The sequence below is a fragment of the Paenibacillus durus genome (assembly GCF_000756615.1).
In the GTDB taxonomy this organism is placed as follows: Bacteria; Bacillota; Bacilli; order Paenibacillales; family Paenibacillaceae; genus Paenibacillus_AQ; species Paenibacillus_AQ durus.
This window is the reverse complement of sequence record NZ_CP009288.1, coordinates 5,718,112-5,739,438: the sequence shown is the minus strand read 5'-3', so window position 1 is coordinate 5,739,438 and position 21,327 is coordinate 5,718,112. Positions and strand designations below refer to the sequence as shown.

Below are 21,327 nucleotides of genomic sequence, written 5' to 3'. Positions count from 1 at the left end.
CAGTTTTACCTGCATCAGCTCGGTCGCTACTCGGATTTCTCGGCCTTCGAAATTCTCGTTAATGCCTCCATCGAAGGAATCCGTTGACCCAGACACTGCCAAGTCATGACACTGAATTCAATTTCGGACACGTTCAGCCAACTGCCATGTTTAGGCGTGTAGTGAACCTCCATGAATTACCGGACGCTTGACGCGACCTCAGACAGTACCGCGATGATAAGGCGGCAGCGGACAGTGGATGTCCGGTATAACCGAATATCTTTTGAACCGAGAACACCTTCTAAGTGTTCTTTTTTGTTGCCGCGTGCCCAGATAAGCACGCACTTTCTAGCCGGTGAAAGTCCGGTCGCGGGAGGGGTCAAGCCCCCGAGTAGCTTGCGGGCCGCACGGGGCTATAATCAATTGGCGTTTTGGATAACTCGACCCTCTTTACAGATGAAGCCGCAAACCCTGGACCCGAAATGTGAATTGCAGTACATAGAACCAATAAAGTCAAAGCCCGCTTTTTTACCATAATCAATGCTCCTTCCTTATCGGTACTTCCCCTCACCTATCTCCATTTTTATTACAGTAACAGGAAAAATTATGAAAATAAAGGAATGTACCGGATTTCTATGCTTGAAAATCCGCTGAACTATCAGATCACCGAGCAGGTGAGGGTGTCTGTTTCTCAACGGAGGCGGCTATGATACACTTGGAAAAGCCTGAATTAACCATATAATGCCTGTGATTATATCGCGGCGAGCGGGGGAAATCTGTGAAAAAAACGGCGGTATTATTGTATCCGCAATTTAGCGAGTATGAACTGACTGTCGCATTGTCCATTCTTATGCAAGGAAAGAAATATACGGTCGGAATGACCGAGGAAAATCGGAAGAAGACGGGGGTTTTTGAACCGGAGAATTATTCCGAGGAGCCTGTGGTCCGGGACGGAAATCTGATCACCGCAAGGGGAAGAGAATTTATCCAATTCGGCACAGTCCTCGGACAGGCGCTGAACCTTTCTTTTGACAGGCAATGGTATAAGGGGCGCGCTTAAGATGATATAAAAAGACCGGGACAATATTTCGACATGATTTCTTTGCCATTAGTTGCATAAGGGGCTTGTTCGGAGTAGGATTTTTAAAGTGATTTCAGGGATGTGGGAGCGGCTGTCGTCTAACGGTATAGCACTTACTCATCACAAACCGCGTATTCCGGCCCGAATAGGACGAAAAACGCTATTTATGCAACTAAAGGCAGGTAGAGATATGCATGCACATAAACCAAGACTTGAACAATTAAAATTGGTAAGGCTGCTGGTGTCCATTTATCGCATCAAGGCGGTACGGGCGCTGTTTCCGGTATTGATTATCGCGCTGGTGTATTGGGAAGGGCAGCATGAATTGAAAGGAATCCGGCTTGCCAAGACGCTTCATGAACTAAGGCTAATTCCGGCGCAGGGTGTTATGCAGATGATGGCGACGGCGCTGGCGGCGGTTGCGGCGATGAGCGCTTACGATTTTCTGATCCGGGCCCACTATCGGATGAAAATCGGGGTTTGGAGCACCTTCCGCTATTCGTGGATTGCCAATACCTTTAATAATTTGATCGGATTTGCCGGTCTGGCTGGAGTCGGCCTACGAACGCTGCTCTATAAAAAAAGCGGAGTACCCGCAGCCGTCCTGACACCGGCGATCGTTTTTTTGTCCCCGCTGATGATTACGGGCCTGTCGCTGCTGTCCTGGGCCAGCCTGTTCGGCATTCTGCCGGCGGAGGGGCTGCTGCGCGAGCGGCGGAGGGGCTGCTGCGCGAGCACCGCTGGCTTGTATTCGCCCTCTGGGGTATGGCGCTGTATCTGCCTTTCTTTATCATGCTGCAGCGCTCCACTCTGTTCGCCAAATGGATCAACCGGGGAGAAGGAAAGACGCCGTGGATGACGGTATGCGCCTCAGTGGGCTCCTCGCTGCTGGAATGGCTAAGCGCTGGAATTACCTTTTCGGTAATTGCGGAGCATATTTTGGGCGGCGTCCATTTTCAGCCGATGATGAGCCTGTATGTGATCGCGGCGATTGCGGGTATACTCAGCATGGCTCCCGGAGGGATCGGCGCATTCGATCTGATCGCGCTGCTGGGAATTCAGCAGATGGGATATTCCAGCGAACGGGCGATGGCTGTGCTTGTCATTTTCCGGCTGTTCTATTTTGTCATTCCATGGCTGGTCGGGCTTGTGTTGGCTGCGCTCGAAATCGGACAGCAGGGCATACGGCTGCTGCGCAGCTCGGCATTGGAAACGCCCCTTAATACCTGGCAGAGAATTTGGACTTGGCCTGGACAGTATCCCTTTCTCAGCGATCTTGGCGTGTGGGCGCTTGGCAAGCTTGTGCTTGCCGCCGGACTCCTTCTGCTGTTGTCGGCGGCTACGCCCGAGCTGCTGTACCGGCTGCGCTTTATGGAGGAGCTGTTGTCGCTTCCGATCATGCGGGTATCCCATCATTTAGCCGTGGTCATCGGTTTTATGCTGGTGCTGCTGTCCCGGGGCATCTCGCTGCGCATCCGCAGAGCCTATATCTGGTCAAGCATCACGCTGGCTCTTGGCGCCGTGTTCGCCTTCACCAAGGGGTTTGATTACGAAGAAGCGCTCTTTCTGCTGTTTGTAGCCTTTCTTCTGTGGATTTCAAGAGCGCGTTTCTACCGGGTCAGTGCGCCGATTTCGCGGCAAAGCCTGCTGTGGTGGCTGCTGCTGACTTCCGGTATCGCTCTGAGCTACTACCTGCTGGCAAGCTACTCGCACCGCGGTTTCCTAAAGTATCTGCGGCCCGGCGTGGAGCCCGATTGGCTGCGGCACTATGGTAACTTCGCCTATACGGCTGTGGGCGGGCTGGTGATTGCCTGGCTGCTGCTCTCCATAATTGTGGCGCTTCGGCCCAACCGCCGTGCGGAGGCATTGACCGCGCCGCCGGATATGGACCGGCTTCGGCGTTATCTGAAGTCGGAATCCGGGAACGCGCTGACCCATATGCTCTTCACGGGCGACAAGAGCTTCTACTGGGCGCAGGGCGGCAAGGTCATGCTTCCGTTCGCCAGAGTGCGGGACAAGGTTGTCGTGCTTGGCGACCCGCTTGGACCCAAGAAACTTATGAACGACGCAATCAGCGAATTTCGGACCGAGGCCGACAGGTACGGACTTTCCGTTGTCTTCTACCAAGCGACGCCTGACTACTTGCCGATTTACCATGAGCAGGGCTACCATTTCTTTAAGCTCGGCGAGGAGGCGCTGGTTCCGCTGGAGAAGTTCACCTTAAGCGGCAAGGGGAACAGCGATTTGCGAAGCGTTAGCAACCGGTTTGTCCGCGAAGGCTGCAAGTTCGAGATGGCGGAGCCTCCGTTTGCGGCGGAGCTGCTGAAAGAACTTCGTTCGATTTCGGAGGAATGGCTGAGAGGCCGGGCGGAAAAAGGGTTTTCGCTCGGGTGGTTTGATGAATCCTATCTGCAGCTTGCACCGATTGCCCTCCTTCGGAATGCCGGGGGCGCTGTTATCGCCTTCGCCTCGCTTGCTCCGGGCTATGATGGCGGAGTTACCATTTCAATCGACCTGATGCGCCACCGCCTGAAAAGTCCGAACGGAACGATGGATTTCCTGTTTATTTCCATGCTGGAATGGGCCAAGGCTCAGGGATACGAGAGGTATAATCTTGGCAACGCGCCTCTGTCCAGCGTAGGGCGGAATGCGGGCGCTCTTCGCGAAGAGAAAATGGCCCATGTCGTGTTCAAGCACGGAGGACATTGGTATGGATTCTTGGGCCTGCGCCGCTATAAAGAAAAATTTTCGCCGGAATGGGAACCCCGCTACTTGGCTTATCCCGTCTCCCTGTCGCTCCCTGTTCTGACGCTGGATTTGGTTAGGCTTGTATCCCGTCAGCCAAAACGGCGGAAGTAGTATAAGGCTGTCCCGGAAGCCGCTGAGAGCGACCCGGAGACAGCTTTTTGTTTAACGGACGCCGCCTTTAAAGGGCGGTACAGCCGTTCTTCTTGCATGAAATAATAATCATGAGTTTGCAATTATGGCTTCATTTCGAACGGAACCTACTGCTTTTTTAGCTGAAATATGCAAAAAAATACACGATAAGGCCCCTGAATGTTAAAATTAGGATGTGAAAAAAATAACATAACTGGGGGTTATGGAATGAAAAACACAAAGAACTTATCTCTGCTTCTTCTGATGCTGACGCTTATCCTGATAGCCTGCGGCAATTCGAATAACAACTCGGCTGCGACAGCAAGCCCGAGCAGCGAACCGACGGCAGCGGCGACCAGTACGGCAGAATCTTCCGCATCGCCCGCTGCGGGTACTTTTAAAGATGGAGTCTACAAAGCCGAGTATGACCGCAGCGATGTGAGAAACTGGAAGGCTTATGTGGAAGTGACTGTGACCGGAGGCAAAGTCGAGAAGGTATACTATGATTACATCAACGAAGCAGGCGAGCTCAGAAGCAAGAACGAAGCCTATATCAAAGGATTCTCGGAAGCCAATAAATTCACGCCCCGCGAAGCCTTCGACAAGCTGGGTCAAGAGCTGGTAACCTCTCAGGACGCTGCCAAGGTCGATGCGGTTTCCGGCGCGACGCATTCGTCCAGAAACTTCAATGAGCTTGCCGCCGCCGCTCTCGTCAAAGCGGAAGCCGGAGACACGGCGGCGGCGATCGTTCCGCTGTATGAGGACGGCACGTACAAAGCAGCCGCCGACGCCTTCGACGCCCACGGCTGGAAGCCGCAGATCGATCTGGAGATTAAGGACCACAAGATCGCAAGCGTACAGTTCGACTATGTGAACGAAGCCGGACAGCTGAAGACGGAAGACGCCGGATACAAGACTGCGATGGAAGCCAAGAACAAGACCTATCCGGCAAAATATACGGAAGAGTTGGAGAAGCAGCTTGTAGAGAAGCAGTCGATCGGTTCCGTGGACGCGGTCAGCGGCGCGACGACCTCCTCCAATAACTTCAAGGCGCTTGTGGAATACACGCTGGATGATCTGGCGGAAGTCGGCGATACGAAGCCGGCCGCAATTAAGATTCAAGAATAAGGAATTATTATAAAACGCCAATAAGCCTGCCGTGGCCCTCATGGGCTCTGACAGGCTTATTTATGCGGTATATCAGCGTAGGCTTAAAGTTAGGACGGGGAGTTGACGATTCCAAAGGGTGAACCGCCGTCCTCTTAGAAAATTGCCGGCCTCAGAGCATCAGGAGCCTCGGACTAGCTCGAAGCCCACCACAGCAGCGCCGCCGCGAGCACGGCGAGAAGCAGCGCCGCCGTATCCCGCCGCCGCCAAGACAGAACAAGCCAGGGCGTTCGCGGCTTCGACGGGTCATAACCCCGTGCTTCGATGGCGGTGGCCAGCTCGTCGCCCATGCCGATCACTTGGAGGAGCAGAGGGACGGCCATCAACGAAATCTGCTTTGGCGTCCAGCGCCCCGGCCCCCGCTTTCGGTTTCCCCGGGAGGCGAGCGCCAGCTGCAGCGATGAAATTTTCCCCAGAACCCACGGTACGAACTGCAAAGTGACGGAGACGGCGAGCGACCAATTCCGCGTTCTGACGCCCAGTTTGCCCAGCGGCTTGATGGCCCACTCCAGCCCTTCGCGCAGCGGCGCTCCCGATGTCGTCTCCGTGAACAGGAAGCCGAGCGAAATGAGCAGCCCTAGCCGGAGAACGGAAAAACCGCCTATTAAGGCGCCCTCGGCGGAGAACTGGAAGGGAATCCCCGCATCCGTGCCGCGCCAAGAAAAGGCGGAGAGAAGCCACAGGAACAGAAACATCGGCAGGAACGGGCGATAGTACCAGGCTATCCGTCTCCGGGGAATGCTCGCAGCGGCCATCAGTCCGCCGATCATCAGCGCGGCAAGCGCCAGCGGCAAGGCTCCCTTTATTTGAAGAATCACCAGTGACCACAATATCATCGCCAGCCACTTTACACGGGGGTCGAGCATCTGCAAGACCGATCGGGCCGGGAGCTTCAAGGCGGCTGCATCTGCCGCAGGGCTGGCGCCTGGATCGGCGGCGGCCTCGTCCGCCGGAGACGGCGCCGCGCTGCCTTCGCCTGGAACGCGGCGCCTTCCGCTCCTTGCCGAGCGGCCGTCTTCCGCCGGCGGCATGGCCTCTGCCGGCGGTCCGCCGCCCGCCGGCAAGTGCCCGCCTTCTGCGGACAAGGCAAGGCTGTCCTTGTCCGCAGAAGGCCTTTCCCCGGCGCCGGAAGCAGCACCGGCGCCGCTCCCGCGGTACACCAGGCTGCGCTTGTCCAGCCTGGCCAGCAGTTCCCCGGCGCTGGCGGGCAGGGCGTCCAGCCTGCCTTGGCGCATAAGCATCCGGCCGATCCGGATGTAGGCCGGAGGCTCCAGGCCCGCGTCTTCGAGCACGCGGGCCTCGGTCCATAAGCCGTGGGCCGGACCGCTGTAGCGCAAGGCCCCGTGCGACAGGACCGCGACCTGATCCGCCAAGGGGAAGAAGCTGTCCAGGTCATGGGTGGCGATTACAATGGTATAGCCGCCCTGCTTCAATTCCGTGACGGTATCCAGCAGCGCGCGGGCGGCGGGCGGATCAAGCCCGGCCGTCGGCTCGTCCAGCAGCAGCAGCCTTGGCAGGGGGGCGATGGCGCCCGCGATGCAGACCCGCCGCTTCTCGCCGCCGCTCAGCAGGAACGGCGACCGCTGGCCGTATAGTTTGGGATCGAGTCCAGCCTGCTCCATCGCCCGGGCTGCCGCCTCGCTTCGCCGGGGCTCTGGAACATCACGCTGCTCCAGACCGTACTCGACATCCTTTCTGACGCTTCCTGCGAAGAGCTGGCTCTCCGGCTGCTGGAAGACGATGGAGACGGAGGCGGCAGAGCTATCCGGCGGATAGTCAATACTGCCCGAAGAAGGCTTCGCGAGTCCGGACAGCAGCCGCAGCAGCGTGGATTTTCCGCTGCCCGTTACTCCGCACAGGACCGTAATGCTGCCCTCCGGAATCAGCAGATCGATATTGCTTAGGGCGGGCGATTGGCCGTAGAGATAGGACACCCCGGTTAACTGTACCGGCATAGCGCTTCCTCCAGTTCCTGCTCCGTAAGCGGCAGAAGCTCTGCCGGCCAGCCGTTATCCTGCATCATCCGGCCGATGCCGATGACGGGGGGATCTTCCCAGCGAAGCGCGGCAGGCAGCCCGGAGCGGTAAAAGAGCGTGCGCGGATCGCCGTCGTATACCAGCCGCCCCTGATCCATAACGGCCACGCGTTCCCCGGCGGCCAGTTCCTCCATCCGCTGCGTGACCCACAGCACGGTTACTCCCCGCCGCCACAGCTCCCGGCTGAAGGCGAAAATCTCTTTGCGCGAGACCGGGTCCAGCATCGAGGTCGCCTCGTCAAAAATAATCATCTCCGCCTCCAGCGCCAGGCAGCAGGCGATGGCCAGGCGCTGCCGCTCTCCGCCTGACAGGTCCGATACGGGAACGGCGGCTTTATGCCCGAGGCCTGTCCGCCGGAGCGCACGCAGCGTCCGCGCCTTCATATCATCCCGGGGAATCCCCCGGTTCTCCAGGCCGAAGGCGACATCTTCCTCCGGCGTTGAGCCGATGGTCTGGGCTTCCGGGCTCTGGAAGACGAGCTGGATGCTCTGCTTGACGGCGCTGCGGTTTGTGGCAGACCGCAAGTCCAGCCCGGCCGCCGTCAGACTGCCGCCGGATGGGACGAGCAGCCCGTTGAAGGTCCGGACAAGGCTGGATTTGCCGCTGCCATTGGCGCCCGTCAGCGCGACCCACTCCCCTTTTTCGATATGTATATGAATATCCTGAAGCACCGTCAGGCTCTGCTGGCCGTCTTGCAGTGACAGGGTCAAATGCTTGGCATGAATCATATTTGCGCTCGCTTTCGAAGAAAGTGTCTCACACTTGCGTTATCGATTATAACAAATTAACGGATTAACGGATTGATGTATTTGACGTGAGATGTTATATTAACATAAAAAAATGGAGAGGAACAATCAACTCATGAACAGATGGTCCTTGCGCGGACTTATTTTCAGCGCGCTCTTTGCAGGTGTGATGATCGCGTTAAGCTCGATGAAAGTATCGCTTCCGTTCTCAACGGTGCCGATTACGCTCCAGACGCTGGCTGTTATGCTGGCCGGTTCCGTGCTGGGCGCCAGATATGGTACGCTCGCTGTCCTGATCGTTATTGGCCTTTGCGCCGCCGGATTTCCCGTAATGGCGGGAAGAGGAGGAATGTCCGTCCTGGTTGGCCCGACCGCCGGTTACATTTTCGCCTGGCCGTTTGCGGCTTTTCTGATCGGATGGTCCGCAGAGCGCATGTCGCAGGGCAAATTCACCTTCGGCAAGCTGCTCGGGGCGAACTTCCTGTTCGGCTCCCTGCTTGTCTACCCGACCGGTGTAGCCTGGCTGGCTCACTCCATTCCCAGCTTGGACACGCTGTCCAAAGCGCTGACTGCGGGCATGCTGCCGTTCCTGCCGGGAGACTTCCTCAAGGCCGCTTTATGCGCTTCGGTTGTCACCGGTGTATGGAGAGTCTATCCGATCGAACGGATTGTAGGCAAAAGAAGCCCGGATTGGGTTGGCGAGAAAGCGTCCGAATAGAAGCTTGGCCTAAAGCGTCAAACAAGTATACAACGCACTTATAATAAATAGCCCCGCTGTCCGCATGCATCCTGTGCGGATAGCGGGGCTTGCTGTTTTTCGCACGCATTTTGCCTCGGGTAAACGGGTTAACGACCCGAACAGGATTCGATATTTCTGCATTGACAACCGAACTCATAACGTAGTAATTTAACGTTGAACGGCGTTCAACTATTGAACGATGTTCAACGAAAAGGGGCGAAAAAAGCGGAGATGAATGAAAAGCAGAGAGCGGGAGAAACCGCTCGGTCTGATTCTTCATGCGGCCGGTGGGATTTTTGCATAATTGAAAGTAATTTAAGGAAGGAACGTGGATATGCCTGGATGGTTACGGATCACGTTAGTGGTTCTCGCAACTCTTGTTATCGTGATTGCTATCGTTACGGCGATTGCCACCCGAATGTTCAATCAAAATGCAGTGAAGCAAGTGAATCAGCTGTTCAGCGATTGCCCGAAATCAAACAATGAGATCATTCGAAAAGAAGATTTGGCGGGTCTGCCCCTCCCCGTTCAGAAATGGCTGGAACGCTCCCATATTATCGGGAAAGAAAAAATTGCCTCCGTTCGTCTAAAACAACGAGGGCTAATGCGAACGAAAAAAGGCGGACCATGGATGCGGGCTCAGGCGGTGCAGTATTTCAGAGCGGACGAACCGGGGTTTGTGTGGCAAGCCGATGTCCAAATGGCCCCTCTGCTCCATCTGTCCGGATTGGATAATTACCAGGAAGGCAAAGGCAAGATGAGCATCAAGCTTCTGTCCTTATTTCCGGTCGTAAATGCGAAGGGTCCTGAAATGGATGTCAGTACGCTGCTGCGATATCTCGCTGAGATGCCCTGGTTTCCGACGGCAGCATTAAATTCATACATCAAATGGGAGCCAATCAATGACACTTCCGCACGAGCGACTATGAGCTACAGAGGGATAAGCGCCTCCGGGGTGTTCGCTTTCAGTGAACAGGGCGATCTGATTAGCTTTACTGCCAAAAGGTACAAGGAAGTAAACGGGAAGTATGTATTAAGCGACTGGGGAGGTGTCAATAAAGAGTTCAAAGAGTTTAACGGAATTCGAATCCCTTCAAAGTCAGATATCATTTGGATTGAGAAAACCGGGAATTTTAACTGGTATCAGTGCGAGATTACGGATATCGAGTACAATATACCGGAATTATTTTAAGGGAGCCCAAAATGGAACCATTGGCAACCTTCTCATTCTCCTTGCTTTTGTTATTCCGATAGACCGCATAAACCTCAATTCCGCGTAATATCGATAAAAAAGAGCTCCTTCACTACACCCTCACTACCGGAGCTCTTCACATTTAATTTTTAGTTCTCGCTGGTCTCCGCTTCCTCTCTGTTATCCGCCTCAAGGATATTTTCTAAGGCGCTTACGTCCCCGGCCGGCTGCTCCACCGGCAGCGCCCATACGGACACGCCGCCGCCGTTTACCGGAAAGACGGCCCATCCGTCTTTGCCGATCACTACCGTATCTTCCCGGCTTAGCGTCAGATCGGTCCAGGTCTCCCCGGCGCGCTTCGTTCCGACGAACATGCGCTTCTCGCCGTCGTCTCCGCCCGATACGACGACCGCGCAGCCCGAGCCCGGAATTTCATCCACGCCCTGTCGAACCCAGCCGATTGTATTCGGGTGGTCGAAGTAATCGTTCTGCTCCCCGTAGGCTTTGTGGTAGCGGGCGGACAGCAGCCGGTCGATCGCTTCGCGTTTGCCGTCAATCGGCGACGGTCCGCCGATGCCGTAATAGTCGCCGTAGAATACTACCGGATAGCCGTCCAGCCTTAGCAGGATCAGCGCATATGCGCTGGGCTTGAACCAGTCGCCGACCCAGGACTCCAGCGATTCATGGGGCTGGGAATCATGGTTGTCGACAAAAGTGACGGCATTGGTGGGATGCGTCTGCACCAGCGTGTCATGGAAAATAGTCGTCAGATCGAAGTTCCTGCCCCCGAGCGAGGCGGCCTGAAATTTGTAGTGGAGCGCCACATCGAACAGGTCGATCTGATAATCGACCGTATCCAGAAACTGGCGGCAGGCCTCAAGATCCGGGTTCCAGAATTCGCCGACAATATAGAAGTCTTCCCCGCGTTTGCGGGTCATTTCCGCCGCAAATTCCCTGATGAAATCATAGTTGATATGCTTGATCGCATCCAGGCGGTAGCCGCCGCACTGAAGCGTATCGACGAGCCATTTTCCCCATTCCAGCATTTCGGAGCGGACGACAGGATGGCAATAATCTATATTGGCGAACATCAGATAATCGTAGTTTCCGAACTCGTGGTCTACATTGCGGTTCCAGTCCTTATTCTCGCCGATGATCTTGAAGATGCCTGTCCGCCCTTTTTTGGCGTCATAGTCCGTACCATTGAAATGCTCGAAATTCCATTTAAACGAAGAATATTCGTTGCCGCGTCCCGGGAAATTAAATTTCGTCCAGCCTTCGATTTCGAACGGTCCCGATATGACCTTCAGGCGGTTGCCTGGATCAACCTCGACGACCCGGAACACCTCTGTTTCATCCGCGCCAGCCTTATGGTTCATGACCAGATCAACATAGACCGTAATGCCGTGCCGCAGACATTCCGCAGTCGCATCGATCAGTTCCTGCTTCGTGCCGTACTTCGTCCGGACGGTGCCCTTTTGATCGAATTCCCCAAGGTCGTACAGATCGTATGCTCCGTATCCGGTGTCTTCGGCGGATTGGCCCTTCGTCACCGGAGGAATCCAGACAGAGTCGATTCCGGCCGCTTTCAGCTCCGGCGCCAGCCTTGCCAGACGCTTCCAGTGTTCGCCGTCGGCGGCCACATGCCATTCAAAAAACTGCATCATCGTATGATTACGTTTCATCATGATCGGCCTCCTGAATGTTTTATCCGGCAAAGACGTAATTAATATATGCAAATCATGATGGATGGTCGAACAGATCAAGCTGCAGCGGTGTTAGTCCGCTATCGTCTCCTCCAAGCAGAGCCTGAAGCTCTTTGGCATTAGGCGTGGCATCGCCCGCCGAATTGTTGTTGAAGACCACATACACATTCTTCGAGTCCTTCTCCAATTCTTTCAGCCGATCCTGCCATTCGGTCAGTTCTTCCGTGCTGTAGCGGTACAGATACCGCAGCTTACGCCACTCGGGATTGCTGCTTTGCTGCCAGCCTTTGGCGTTTCGTCCATGCATTCGCACGTAGGTCGCTTCCGGCGAAGTTGCCACGGATACGATCGGAATGGAGCCGATTCCGGCCTGAGGCTCGTCAACCACCGTGTGAATCCAGCCTTCTTTTTTCATAAAAGCCAGCGTCCGTTCCCGGTATTCTGGGCTGTACCAGGTGGAGTTGCGGAATTCGAGCGCGCAGGGCACATCCAGCATCCTTTCTTTCGTCTCCCGCAGCACATCCACGTTTTCCTTGGTGCAATTAAACCACGGCGGGAACTGGAAGAGCGTCATCGTCAGCTTGCCCGCCGCAATGACGGGCTCTATGGAAGTATGAAACGCCTGGAACATGTCTTCGGCGGTATCGAAGTAATTCTTGTTGCCCCGCAGATGTCCGGTCATTCCCTGATAGGCTTTGACAATGAACCCGAAATCGTCAGGCGTCTGGCTCACCCATTTGACGTAATTTCTAACCGGCTGAACGGCATAGAAGGAGCTGTCGATCTCCACGATGGAAAAATGTGCGCTGTAAGCGGACAAACGGTCTGCGGGCTTCATTTTTCCATACAGTTCATCATGATCGCCAAATCCCGTCAAACCGATCTTGATCACAAGGCTCTCCTCCTATTCTTAACACAAATGGATGCGGGTAGTACCCGGATACCTTCTATTTAAACTGAATACAGCAGGTGAAAAACAAAAAGAGGGGGCTAAAGCCCGGCTGCGGGCTTGGTCAGCCTCGAAAAAGTGAAATCGTGTCACTCAAACTGACGTGCTGGACAAAATGACGGAAATTCCCCAAAGCTATTTTACTTTTTGTCTAGTGTGAGGGGGAAGAGCACAGTGTAACATGTTAGTTAAAGCTACATGGACGATGTAATTTTGCCGTAAATATTAATATGGTGTTAACTTACATGCCATTTATACAAATAATTCGGGAATGGGGGGAATATCGATGTCACTTATTGCGGCAAAGGTTCCTGAAATTGAATTGGAAAATGTGGAGATGCGCTATCAGACAGATACGGCGGAAGTTCTGGCGCTGCATCAGGTGAGCCTGGATATTGCCAAGGGAGAATTCGTCTCGCTGCTTGGTCCGTCCGGCTGCGGCAAGACGACGCTGCTTCGGCTGATGGCCGATTTGATCGAGCCGACGGGAGGCCGGGTAACGGTAGCGGGCAAGAGCGCCAAAGAGGCGCGGCTCGCCCAGAAATACGGCATCGTCTTTCAAAGCCCCGTGCTGTACGACTGGCGTAAGGTGAAGGACAACATCACGCTGCCGCTGGAGCTGATGGGCGTCAAGAAAGCCCGCCGCGATGAGAAAGCGCTGGAGCTGCTGGAGCTTGTCGGCCTGAAGGGCTTCGCCGACAAATATCCTTGGCAGCTGAGCGGAGGGATGCAGCAGCGGGTGGCCATTGCCCGGGCGCTGTCGATGGAACCGGAAATCCTGCTTATGGATGAGCCGTTCTCTGCCCTAGACGAGTTTACGCGCGAGCGTCTGAACGAAGAGCTGTTATCCGTATGGAGCAAGGTGGGCAATACGGTTGTATTCGTTACTCACAGCATTCCCGAATCCATCTTCCTGTCTGACCGGGTCTTCGTGCTGTCTCCCCATCCGGGCCGCCTGTCGGCGGTGGTTGATATTCCTCTGCCGCGTCCGCGGACGGCCGAGATGAGAAACAGTCCGGAATTTTTTGATCTGATCGCAGGCATTCGCGACAGCTTCGAGGGAGTGTAATTTATGAAAGGAAACAGCATGCTGGCCAAAGGGCGGTTTCTGCCTCTGCTTGTCTGGGTCGCAGGGCTGCTGATTGTCTGGGAGGCCCTGTCGTGGGTGCTGCTGAACGTCGTGCATACGCCGCTGGCCCAATCGAAGCTGCCCTATGTGCATGAACTGGTTGCGACGCTCTTTCAATACGCAGGCGCACTGCTGAAAGAGGGAGCCGCGACCTTCGGGAACGCCGCCATCGGCTTCCTGCTCGGCGCCGCCGCGGGGGTGCTGCTCGCGGTGCTGATGAGCGTGTCGAAGACGATCGAGCAGCTTACCTTCCCCTACGCAGTCGCTTCGCAGATGATTCCGATTCTGGGCCTTGCCCCGATCATCTACGGCATCGTCCGCGACGAGCAGATCTCGCGGATCATTATCTCGGGTTATATTACGTTCTTTCCTGTGTCGCTCAATATGCTGCGGGGACTGCGAAGTGTCAATCTCTCGGCTCTGGAGCTGATGCATTCTTACGCGGCCAAACCTTGGGCCGTCTACTGGAAGCTCCGGCTTCCCGCCGCTCTTCCCGGCCTGTTCAGCGGGCTGAAGATCGCCGCTCCGCTTGCGGTTACCGGAGCGATTCTCGTCGAACTGATGGGCGCACAGCATGGGATCGGCGTCATTATGCTGCGCAATCTGTATTACGGTCCTTCTCATACTTACATGTTCTGGTCGACCATTGTGGTCGGTGCGTTACTCGGCATGGCAAGCTATGGGCTCATGAGCCTGATCGAGCGGCTCGTCGCTCCGTGGCAGCCTGAATTCCGTCCGAAAGGGGGCAGCCGCTGATGGAAGGCAACACAGTTGGTGAAGCGGCGTTAGTTTCTTCTCGCAGCCAAGAGGATGGAAGCCGCCCGAAGGCCGCTATGACGGCCCAACCGGGTCCGCCGCCATCGGCGGCCCCCGCGCAGAACGGCAGGCCGCGCCGCCGTGCGCGGAAAGCTGCAATCTTTCGCGTCATTCTTCCTGTGCTCGCGGGCGTCCTGTTTCTGGCGCTGTGGGAGCTGCAGGTTATCCATAAGATATTTGATTTGAAGAAATACCAGCTTCCGCTGCCGTCGGCGATTGCGAAGGCGATGGGCGATAATATGAGCCTGCTGCTGTCTTATACGGGGTATACGCTCACTGAAGCGGTGCTGGGTATGCTTGTCGGCTCAGCGCTTGGTTTCATCATTGCCCTGGCCGCGACGGCCTGGCCGCGCTGGGGCGGCGGCAGCCTGACGCTGGTCGCCGCGCTGAACGCCGTTCCCATCGTGGCGCTCGCGCCGATCATGAACCTGTGGTTCGGCGATGGGTTAGGCTCCCGTATCGCCATTGTAACGGCGACGACGATGGCTGCGATGGCGATCAACGCCTACAAAGGAATGGCGGCGATCGATCCGCTGGCGCTGGATCTGATGCATTCTTACGCCGCTCCCAAATCGGCGGTGCTGCGCCACCTGCGGATCAAGAACAGCCTGCCCTATGTATTCACCGCGCTGAAAATCAACGCGACGGCAAGCATGATCGGGGCGATTGTCGGCGAATTCTTTTTCTCTTCGAGAGGGCTCGGTTATCTGCTGTCCAACTCCATTAAGGTTGCCAAAATGCCGCTTGGCTGGTCATGCATTGTGCTTGCGGCGATTGCCGGCGTCATTTTTTACCTGGTGGTGGAAAGGCTGGAGAAAGTGTTCATCCGCTGGCATCCTTCACGGCGGGCTTCATAAGCAAAGGAATTAACGGTACAACCGGCCGTTAGACTTACCCCTGAGGAATCAGGCCCGGCCGTTTGCATACAGCGCATCATGATGGCAGCCATACTGTTCCAGGAGTCGTTTTCTTAAATTTATTCAAAATTTTCAGCGGGGGGAATTAGATTGATGAGCGTAAAAAACAGAAAATTTCGCGGTGTGCTGTTAATGGCGGTAATGGCGCTATTGCTGTCGGTTCTTGCAGGTTGCGGGGGTAATAATAGTTCTTCGGGAAGTGAGCCGTCTGCTTCCGCAGGAAGCTCGGCTGCTCCGGCAGCAAGCACAGCGCCTGCTGCGGACCCGGTTCCGGTCAAGCTGCAGCTGAAATGGGTGCCGCAGGCTCAATTTGCCGGGTATTACGTCGCGCTCAGCAAAGGCTACTACAAGGACGAAGGTCTGGACGTTCAAATCCTGCCCGGCGGACCGGATATCGTGCCTGAGCAGCAGGTTGCGGGCGGATCGGCCGACATCGGCGTCGATTGGGTAGCGAGTTTGCTGACAAGCCAAGAGCAGGAAATGCCGCTGGTGCAAATCGCCCAGATTTACCAAAAGAGCGGTCTCGTACTGGTCTCCAAGAAATCGGCGAATATCAACAGTCCGGCTGATCTGAAAGGCAAACGGGTCGGCAACTGGATGGGCGGCAACGAGTTCGAGCTGCTAGCGCTGTTCGACAAATACAAGCTCGATTCGAACAAAGATATCAAATTTACGAAACAAGGCTTTACCATGGACCAATTCCTGGGCGGCGAGCTGGACGCGGCTTCCGCGATGACGTACAACGAATACCAGGTTGTGCTTGAGTCGGGCGTCAAAGCCGAAGATCTGAATGTCATCGACATGAACGACGAGGGCGTTGCCATGCTGGAAGACAATCTGTTCGCCAACAAGGAATGGCTGGCAGCCAATAAAGAGACGGCGGCGAAATTCGTCCGCGCTTCGCTTAAAGGCTGGAAGGATGCCATCGCCGATCCGGCGGCGGCAGTGGATATTGTGATGGAACAGGCGGAAGCCGGCAGCACGACGAAAGAACATCAGCTGAAAATGATGGAGGAAGTCGCAAAATTGATTCAGCCAGAAGGCTTCGACATCTCCAAGCTGGGCTACACAGACGAAGCCGCATTCAAGCAAACCGCAGATATCGCCTTTAAGTTTGGTGTAATCAAGAAAGAGGCCAATCTGTCCGAGGCGTACACGAACGAAATTATGGACATGGCTTCTAAATAATGTAATCCACAGGATGAGCCCTATTAGCTTGATCCTGGAGCCTCCGCGAAATTCCTGGCAGCCCGCTTAACCTATGCGGATCTGATTTTGCGGAGGCGGTTTTTTTCAAAGCCGTCATGTCAATGGATATCGCTGAAGCGCCAAGCTCCGATTGTCGGAAGTATTTTTACAGGAAAAGAGGTGCCTTGCATGTCTCTGCTGGTCAGACAGACTGAGAAAGTGAGAAATTTTATCAACGGGCAATGGGTGGAGTCGTCCTCCGGGCGGGAGGAAGAAGTATTCAATCCCGCAACGGAGGAAGTGATCGCTTATGTGCCGCTGTCCAGTCGTGAGGAGCTGGATGCTGCGGTTGCTGCGGCAAAGGCAGCGTTTTACAGCTGGAAAAAGGTTGCTGTGCCCCGCCGGGCCCGTTACTTCTTCGAATACCAGCAGCTGCTGCTGAAGCATGCGGAAGAGCTTGCTGAACTGATTACGCTGGAGAATGGCAAGAGCCTCGAAGAAGCGCGCGGAGAAGTTCAGCGCGGCATCGAATGCGTCGAATTTGCCGCAGGCGCTCCTACCCTGATGATGGGCAGCCAGCTGCCGGACATTGCCACGGGCATCGAGTCGGGTATGTACCGCTATCCGCTCGGAGTTGTGGGCGGGATTGCGCCATTCAATTTCCCGATGATGGTGCCGTGCTGGATGTTCCCGCTGGCGATTGCTTGCGGCAATACGTTCGTGCTGAAGCCGTCAGAGCGGACGCCGCTGCTTGTGGGCCGTCTGGCTGAGCTGTTCGCGGAAGCGGGGTTCCCGCCCGGTGTGCTGAATGTCGTTCACGGGGCGCATGAGGTCGTTAACGGCATGCTGGAGCATGAGGATATCAAGGCGATATCCTTCGTCGGCTCCCAGCCGGTTGCGGAATACGTCTACAAGAACGGAAGCGCGCATGGCAAGAGGGTTCAGGCGCTGGCCGGAGCGAAGAACCACTCGATCGTTCTGCCTGATGCCGACATGGATAATGCGGTTAAGAACATCACATCGGCCGCCTTCGGCTCCGCCGGCGAGCGCTGCATGGCCTGCTCGGTCGTAGTTGCTCATGAAGAGATCGCCGACGAGCTGGTAGCTCGCCTGACAGCTGCCGCCGATAATCTCAAAATCGGCAGCGGCCTGGATGCCGGGGTGTTCCTGGGGCCGGTTATCCGGAAGTCCAACAAGGAAAGGACCGTATCGTACATTGAAACCGGGGAGAGGGAGAAAGCCACGCTTGTCCGTGACGGCAGGAAAGACGCCGCTGCCGAAGGAGCGGGTTACTTTGTCGGCCCGACGATATTCGATCATGTGAAGCCGGGGATGACGATTTGGCGGGACGAGATTTTTGCTCCGGTGCTGGCCGTCATTCGTGTGAAGGATCTGGCAGAGGCGATTTCCGTCACCAATCAGTCGCCGTTCGCTAACGGCGCTTGCATCTATACCGATAGCGCCAAGGCAATCCGCGAATTCCGCGAAGAGATCGACGCAGGCATGCTGGGAGTCAATTTGGGCGTACCTGCACCAATGGCTTTCTTCCCATTCTCGGGCTACAAGAAATCGTTCTACGGGGACCTGCATGCGAACGGACGCGACGGCGTAGAGTTCTATACACGCAAGAAAATGATCACAGCCCGTTACTAAAGACTCGCGGGCCATGGAGAGGGGATAAGCGCAATGCTCAAAACGGGGATGGAGAGCGAACTTGCAATCAGCAAAGACCGGAAGTATCTGTGGCATCACATTTCGCCTTACAGCGAAGCCAATCCGCCGATGATCGCCGCGTCCGCCAGCGGTTCCTGGGTTACCGATATCGACGGAAAGAAATATCTGGACGGCATGTCGGGCCTGTGGTGCGTCAATGTGGGCTACGGGCGCAAGGAACTGGCTGAAGCTGCATATAATCAACTGCTCAGCCTGCCTTATTTTCCGCTGACGCAGAGCCATATGCCGGCCATTCTGCTGGCGGAGAAGCTGAACGAATGGCTGGGAGATGAATATGTGATCTTCTTCTCCAACAGCGGGTCGGAAGCGAATGAGGCCGCCTTTAAAATGGTGCGCCAGTATCACCAGCAGACCGGACAGCATTACCGGCACAAGTTCATTGCCCGTTACCGGGGCTATCACGGCAATTCCTTCGGCGCCCTGTCCGCGACAGGCCAGGCTCAGCGCAAATACAAATACGAACCGCTCAGCGGGGGCTTCCTGCATGTGGCCCCGCCCGACAGCTACCGCCGTCCCGCCGGGCAGTCGGTAGAGGAATTCAACCTCTTGATGGCTCAGCAGATCGAGGACACCATTGTCTGGGAGGGCGCTGAGACGGTCGGGGCGGTCATCATGGAGCCGGTGATTACCGGCGGCGGTGTCATTGTGCCGCATCAGGTCTATATGGACCGCGTGCAGGAAATTTGCAAGAAGCACGGCGTGCTGCTCATTATCGACGAAGTCATCTGCGGCTTCGGCCGGTCGGGGCGTAAATTCGGGCACCATAACTTCGGCGTGAAGCCGGATATTGTGACGATGGCCAAAGGGCTGACCAGCGCCTATCTTCCGCTGTCGGCGACCGCCGTCCGCAAAGAAATTTACGAAGTCTTTAAGGATAACAGCGACGACTACGGCTACTTCCGCCATATCAATACGTTCGGCGGCAATCCGGCCGCCTGCGCCCTGGGGCTGCGCAATCTGGAAATCATGGAGCAGGAGAACCTCGTCGAACGCGGCGACCTGCTGGGCCAGCGGCTGAGCGCCGGACTGTCCGGGCTACTCGGGCACAAGCTGGTCGGCGACGTCCGCAGCTTCGGCCTGATCACCGGCGTCGAGCTTGTGGCGGATAAGACGACCAAGGAGCCGGCTCCGCTGGATACCGTAAAAGGCATCATCGCCGATTGCAAGGCCAAGGGTCTCATTATCGGCAAGAACGGCGATACGGTAGCGGGCTACAACAATGTACTAACCTTTGCCCCTCCGCTTGCCTCGACCGACGAGGACATCCAGTTCATCCTGGACACGTTCACAGAGGTACTGAACGGGAACTGGGCAAAGTAAGCTTTTCCGGATACAGGAACTGATAGGCCCGCAGGGCGACCTGGATCGATATGCGGTTCTCCGGCGACATAAAGTCCTCGCCGAGCAGCTCGGTAATTTTATCCAGACGGTAATACAGTGATTGTCTGACGATGAACAGCTTCCGTGCCGCAATCTGCTTGGACCCGTCGTGATCCAGATAGACCCGCAGCGTCAGCAGCAGCTCGCTGCCCTTCTGCTGGTCATGATCGATCAGCGGACCAAGATAGGTGCGGATAAAGTTCTGCAGCGTCTTGCCGTCGTTCAGGCTCAGCAGCAGCTGGAAGACGCCAAGCTCTTCGTAGAACAGGGTCGGCTTCTGGTGGCAGGGGTAGAGCGACAGCGCCTGCACCGCTTCCCGGTAGCCGGCTGGAGCATTTTTAAGCTGAGTATGCGATTTGCCCACGCCGATGACGAGCTGAAGATCCTTCAGCTTCTCGTCGGAGCGGATATTCTGCAGGGCCTCCAGCGCCTGCTGCAGCCGGGTCCGCCCGGGCACCTTGGACTGAATGTCCAGCGCAATGACGGTAAGACGGTTGTTCTTAAGCGTAATGAGCGGCCGGAGCGAATATTTCTCAAAAATGGAACGCAGGACAAGTGAAAGGTGAAACGTAATCGACTCCCATTCATTTTCCGAGCTGTTCCATTTTACATTTCGGGGATTTTCGATCTCGATCAGGCATACGCGATAAGCAAGCTCGTTGACAACGCCGAAATCCGGTCCGATCAGGCTCTTAAGCCGGTTCTCATCGTCAATGCGCCCGTTGATCAATTCGTCGACCCACAAATTTTCGGAAAAAAGCTTACGCTCCTCCATGTAGCGTGTGCGCAGCAGCTCCTGGGCGATGGACAGCGAGGCGGAGTCGAGCAGCAGACAGTCGAACTCCTGCGGTTTATGGGGGCATACCATCAGAATGTATGCCCATGTCTGGTCCAGAGCGCCGACTGGCTTGAGCGCGACCGTCTTGCCTCCGAATTCGCGGAAGCTGGGAGTGGCGTCCGGTTGATGGACTCCTTCCATTTCTTCATAAAAAGCCGAGAAGAAGCGCAGCAGAGGCTCCTGCTCCTCCGGCGGCAGCGAGGGGAAGAACTGCGGCTTGCCTTGAAGCTGCATGTATAGAATTTGCGTGCGCGTGCTTCTGGACAGCAGCTGCAGCACCTTTACCGTTCCCTGTGAGGTCAGCGTCAGCCGGTGGAATTCGCGGGAAATGCTCTCCAGTTCTCCAAGCATGCGGTGATGGCGGTTAATAATAAGCGAATGCAAATCGAGCGTAATATCGACGAACCGAACCGTGCGGTTGAAGACGATAAGGGGAAAATCATGCTGATCCGCCAGGGAGACCAGCTCTTCAGGCACGGCGCTGAAATAAGTCCCTAGCTCGATGCACAGGCAAGCGGCGTTCTTGTGGATCAGATATTCCAGAAACTCAAGAGAAGTAGGGAGATCGGCACTCATCCCGATGCCTGTTGTGAGTATCATTTCCTGCCCGTGAATCAAGCTCTCGAAGCTTGCGCTTTCCAGCACGTGAACCCAGCGGATCGCCCGGTCAAGACCCGAGCTTCCTCCGACGACTTTGGCGTCGGCAAACAGCGGTCTTTTTAACGCTTCCCGAATCGTAAACACAAGTTCCCAGTCCATACTCATCCTCCTCGTCTTGGCAGATGCCGTATATTTTTCTTATATCGAAGTCCATTCGGAGCCTAGTTCTCTCACGTAAAAAATACAGTTTTGA

Annotated in this window: 17 protein-coding genes and 1 pseudogene; 12 read left to right on the top strand and 6 right to left on the bottom strand. The window is 55.7% G+C overall.

Annotated elements, in window-relative coordinates; translation table 11 throughout:
* Positions 1-59: 59 nt before the first annotated feature.
* Positions 60-173: pseudogene (locus PDUR_RS30380) on the bottom strand (IS630 family transposase); the annotation flags it as partial.
* Positions 174-757: 584 nt separating this feature from the next.
* On the opposite strand from PDUR_RS30380, the gene PDUR_RS25310 reads away from it, so the two are divergent.
* From PDUR_RS25310 to PDUR_RS25300, 4 genes are all read left to right on the top strand, one after another.
* Complete coding sequence (locus tag PDUR_RS25310) at positions 758-1,039, top strand: type 1 glutamine amidotransferase family protein (protein ID WP_052410399.1); 282 nt, start codon at positions 758-760, stop codon at positions 1,037-1,039.
* A 211-nt stretch (positions 1,040-1,250) separates the two neighbouring features.
* Positions 1,251-1,919 (top strand): hypothetical protein, encoded by a 669-nt coding sequence (locus tag PDUR_RS30230; RefSeq protein WP_330217230.1) that lies wholly within the window; start codon positions 1,251-1,253, stop codon positions 1,917-1,919.
* Positions 1,826-3,919, top strand: coding sequence for a bifunctional lysylphosphatidylglycerol flippase/synthetase MprF (mprF, locus tag PDUR_RS25305; protein ID WP_330217229.1), 2,094 nt, complete (start codon positions 1,826-1,828; stop codon positions 3,917-3,919). Before PDUR_RS30230 ends, mprF begins: the two co-directional genes overlap by 94 nt.
* 246 nt (positions 3,920-4,165) lie before the next feature.
* On the top strand, positions 4,166-5,065 hold the full coding sequence (locus PDUR_RS25300; RefSeq protein ID WP_042208680.1) for an FMN-binding protein: 900 nt from the start codon (positions 4,166-4,168) through the stop codon (positions 5,063-5,065).
* 173 nt (positions 5,066-5,238) lie between these two features.
* Here the strand turns inward: PDUR_RS25300 and PDUR_RS27570 are convergent, their stop codons facing one another.
* Positions 5,239-7,059 carry an ATP-binding cassette domain-containing protein gene (locus tag PDUR_RS27570; RefSeq protein WP_052410398.1) on the bottom strand — a complete coding sequence of 607 codons (1,821 nt, stop codon included), beginning with the start codon at positions 7,057-7,059 and terminating at the stop codon, positions 5,239-5,241.
* A complete protein-coding gene (locus tag PDUR_RS25290; protein WP_042208679.1) occupies positions 7,044-7,868 on the bottom strand; it encodes an ATP-binding cassette domain-containing protein in 825 nt (274 codons plus the stop codon). The genes PDUR_RS27570 and PDUR_RS25290 overlap by 16 nt, the downstream gene beginning before the upstream one ends.
* A 133-nt stretch (positions 7,869-8,001) precedes the next feature.
* On the opposite strand from PDUR_RS25290, the gene PDUR_RS25285 reads away from it, so the two are divergent.
* Positions 8,002-8,604 (top strand): biotin transporter BioY, encoded by a 603-nt coding sequence (locus PDUR_RS25285; RefSeq protein ID WP_042208678.1) that lies wholly within the window; start codon positions 8,002-8,004, stop codon positions 8,602-8,604.
* A 355-nt stretch (positions 8,605-8,959) separates the two neighbouring features.
* Positions 8,960-9,817, top strand: coding sequence for a DUF6544 family protein (locus PDUR_RS25280; protein WP_042208677.1), 858 nt, complete (start codon positions 8,960-8,962; stop codon positions 9,815-9,817).
* Positions 9,818-9,966: 149 nt separating this feature from the next.
* Here the strand turns inward: PDUR_RS25280 and PDUR_RS25275 are convergent, their stop codons facing one another.
* Together PDUR_RS25275 and PDUR_RS25270 are read right to left on the bottom strand one after the other, a co-directional pair.
* Positions 9,967-11,502: an alpha-amylase gene (locus PDUR_RS25275; protein WP_042209710.1), complete on the bottom strand. Its 1,536-nt coding sequence runs from the start codon at positions 11,500-11,502 to the stop codon at positions 9,967-9,969.
* A gap of 55 nt (positions 11,503-11,557) precedes the next feature.
* Positions 11,558-12,415, bottom strand: a complete 858-nt coding sequence (locus PDUR_RS25270) for a DUF72 domain-containing protein (RefSeq protein ID WP_042208676.1) — start codon at positions 12,413-12,415, stop codon at positions 11,558-11,560.
* Positions 12,416-12,758: 343 nt separating this feature from the next.
* Here PDUR_RS25270 and PDUR_RS25265 point away from each other — a divergent pair, with 343 nt between their 5' ends.
* The 6 genes from PDUR_RS25265 to PDUR_RS25240 all read left to right on the top strand — a co-directional run bounded on the left by PDUR_RS25265 (position 12,759) and on the right by PDUR_RS25240 (position 19,576).
* A complete protein-coding gene (locus tag PDUR_RS25265) occupies positions 12,759-13,541 on the top strand; it encodes an ABC transporter ATP-binding protein (RefSeq protein ID WP_025694102.1) in 783 nt (260 codons plus the stop codon).
* Between the two features lie 3 nt (positions 13,542-13,544).
* Entirely contained in the window at positions 13,545-14,357 is an 813-nt protein-coding gene (locus PDUR_RS25260; RefSeq protein WP_042208675.1) for an ABC transporter permease, read from the top strand.
* The gene (locus PDUR_RS25255; RefSeq protein WP_052410397.1) at positions 14,357-15,274 is read left to right on the top strand and encodes an ABC transporter permease; all 918 of its coding nucleotides are present in this window, start codon (positions 14,357-14,359) and stop codon (positions 15,272-15,274) included. The genes PDUR_RS25260 and PDUR_RS25255 overlap by 1 nt, the downstream gene beginning before the upstream one ends.
* A 153-nt stretch (positions 15,275-15,427) precedes the next feature.
* Entirely contained in the window at positions 15,428-16,522 is a 1,095-nt protein-coding gene (locus tag PDUR_RS25250; RefSeq protein WP_042208674.1) for an ABC transporter substrate-binding protein, read from the top strand.
* Positions 16,523-16,711: 189 nt separating this feature from the next.
* Positions 16,712-18,175 (top strand): CoA-acylating methylmalonate-semialdehyde dehydrogenase, encoded by a 1,464-nt coding sequence (locus PDUR_RS25245; protein ID WP_042208673.1) that lies wholly within the window; start codon positions 16,712-16,714, stop codon positions 18,173-18,175.
* A gap of 33 nt (positions 18,176-18,208) precedes the next feature.
* On the top strand, positions 18,209-19,576 hold the full coding sequence (locus PDUR_RS25240; RefSeq protein ID WP_042208672.1) for an aspartate aminotransferase family protein: 1,368 nt from the start codon (positions 18,209-18,211) through the stop codon (positions 19,574-19,576).
* On the opposite strand, the gene PDUR_RS25235 is transcribed toward PDUR_RS25240, so the two are convergent.
* Entirely contained in the window at positions 19,542-21,233 is a 1,692-nt protein-coding gene (locus tag PDUR_RS25235) for a PucR family transcriptional regulator (protein WP_042208671.1), read from the bottom strand. The genes PDUR_RS25240 and PDUR_RS25235 overlap by 35 nt on opposite strands.
* Positions 21,234-21,327: the final 94 nt, after the last annotated feature.

Coding starts and splice junctions, on each gene's coding strand:
- PDUR_RS25285 (WP_042208678.1), top strand. CDS start 8,002: ATGAACAGATGGTCCTTGCGCGGACTTATTTTCAGCGCGCTCTTTGCA.
- PDUR_RS25260 (WP_042208675.1), top strand. CDS start 13,545: ATGAAAGGAAACAGCATGCTGGCCAAAGGGCGGTTTCTGCCTCTGCTT.
- PDUR_RS25240 (WP_042208672.1), top strand. CDS start 18,209: ATGCTCAAAACGGGGATGGAGAGCGAACTTGCAATCAGCAAAGACCGG.
- PDUR_RS25255 (WP_052410397.1), top strand. CDS start 14,357: ATGGAAGGCAACACAGTTGGTGAAGCGGCGTTAGTTTCTTCTCGCAGC.
- PDUR_RS25245 (WP_042208673.1), top strand. CDS start 16,712: ATGTCTCTGCTGGTCAGACAGACTGAGAAAGTGAGAAATTTTATCAAC.
- PDUR_RS27570 (WP_052410398.1), bottom strand. CDS start 7,059: ATGCCGGTACAGTTAACCGGGGTGTCCTATCTCTACGGCCAATCGCCC.
- PDUR_RS30230 (WP_330217230.1), top strand. CDS start 1,251: ATGCATGCACATAAACCAAGACTTGAACAATTAAAATTGGTAAGGCTG.
- PDUR_RS25265 (WP_025694102.1), top strand. CDS start 12,759: ATGTCACTTATTGCGGCAAAGGTTCCTGAAATTGAATTGGAAAATGTG.
- mprF (WP_330217229.1), top strand. CDS start 1,826: ATGGCGCTGTATCTGCCTTTCTTTATCATGCTGCAGCGCTCCACTCTG.
- PDUR_RS25290 (WP_042208679.1), bottom strand. CDS start 7,868: ATGATTCATGCCAAGCATTTGACCCTGTCACTGCAAGACGGCCAGCAG.
- PDUR_RS25250 (WP_042208674.1), top strand. CDS start 15,428: ATGAGCGTAAAAAACAGAAAATTTCGCGGTGTGCTGTTAATGGCGGTA.
- PDUR_RS25280 (WP_042208677.1), top strand. CDS start 8,960: ATGCCTGGATGGTTACGGATCACGTTAGTGGTTCTCGCAACTCTTGTT.
- PDUR_RS25300 (WP_042208680.1), top strand. CDS start 4,166: ATGAAAAACACAAAGAACTTATCTCTGCTTCTTCTGATGCTGACGCTT.
- PDUR_RS25235 (WP_042208671.1), bottom strand. CDS start 21,233: ATGGACTGGGAACTTGTGTTTACGATTCGGGAAGCGTTAAAAAGACCG.
- PDUR_RS25275 (WP_042209710.1), bottom strand. CDS start 11,502: ATGAAACGTAATCATACGATGATGCAGTTTTTTGAATGGCATGTGGCC.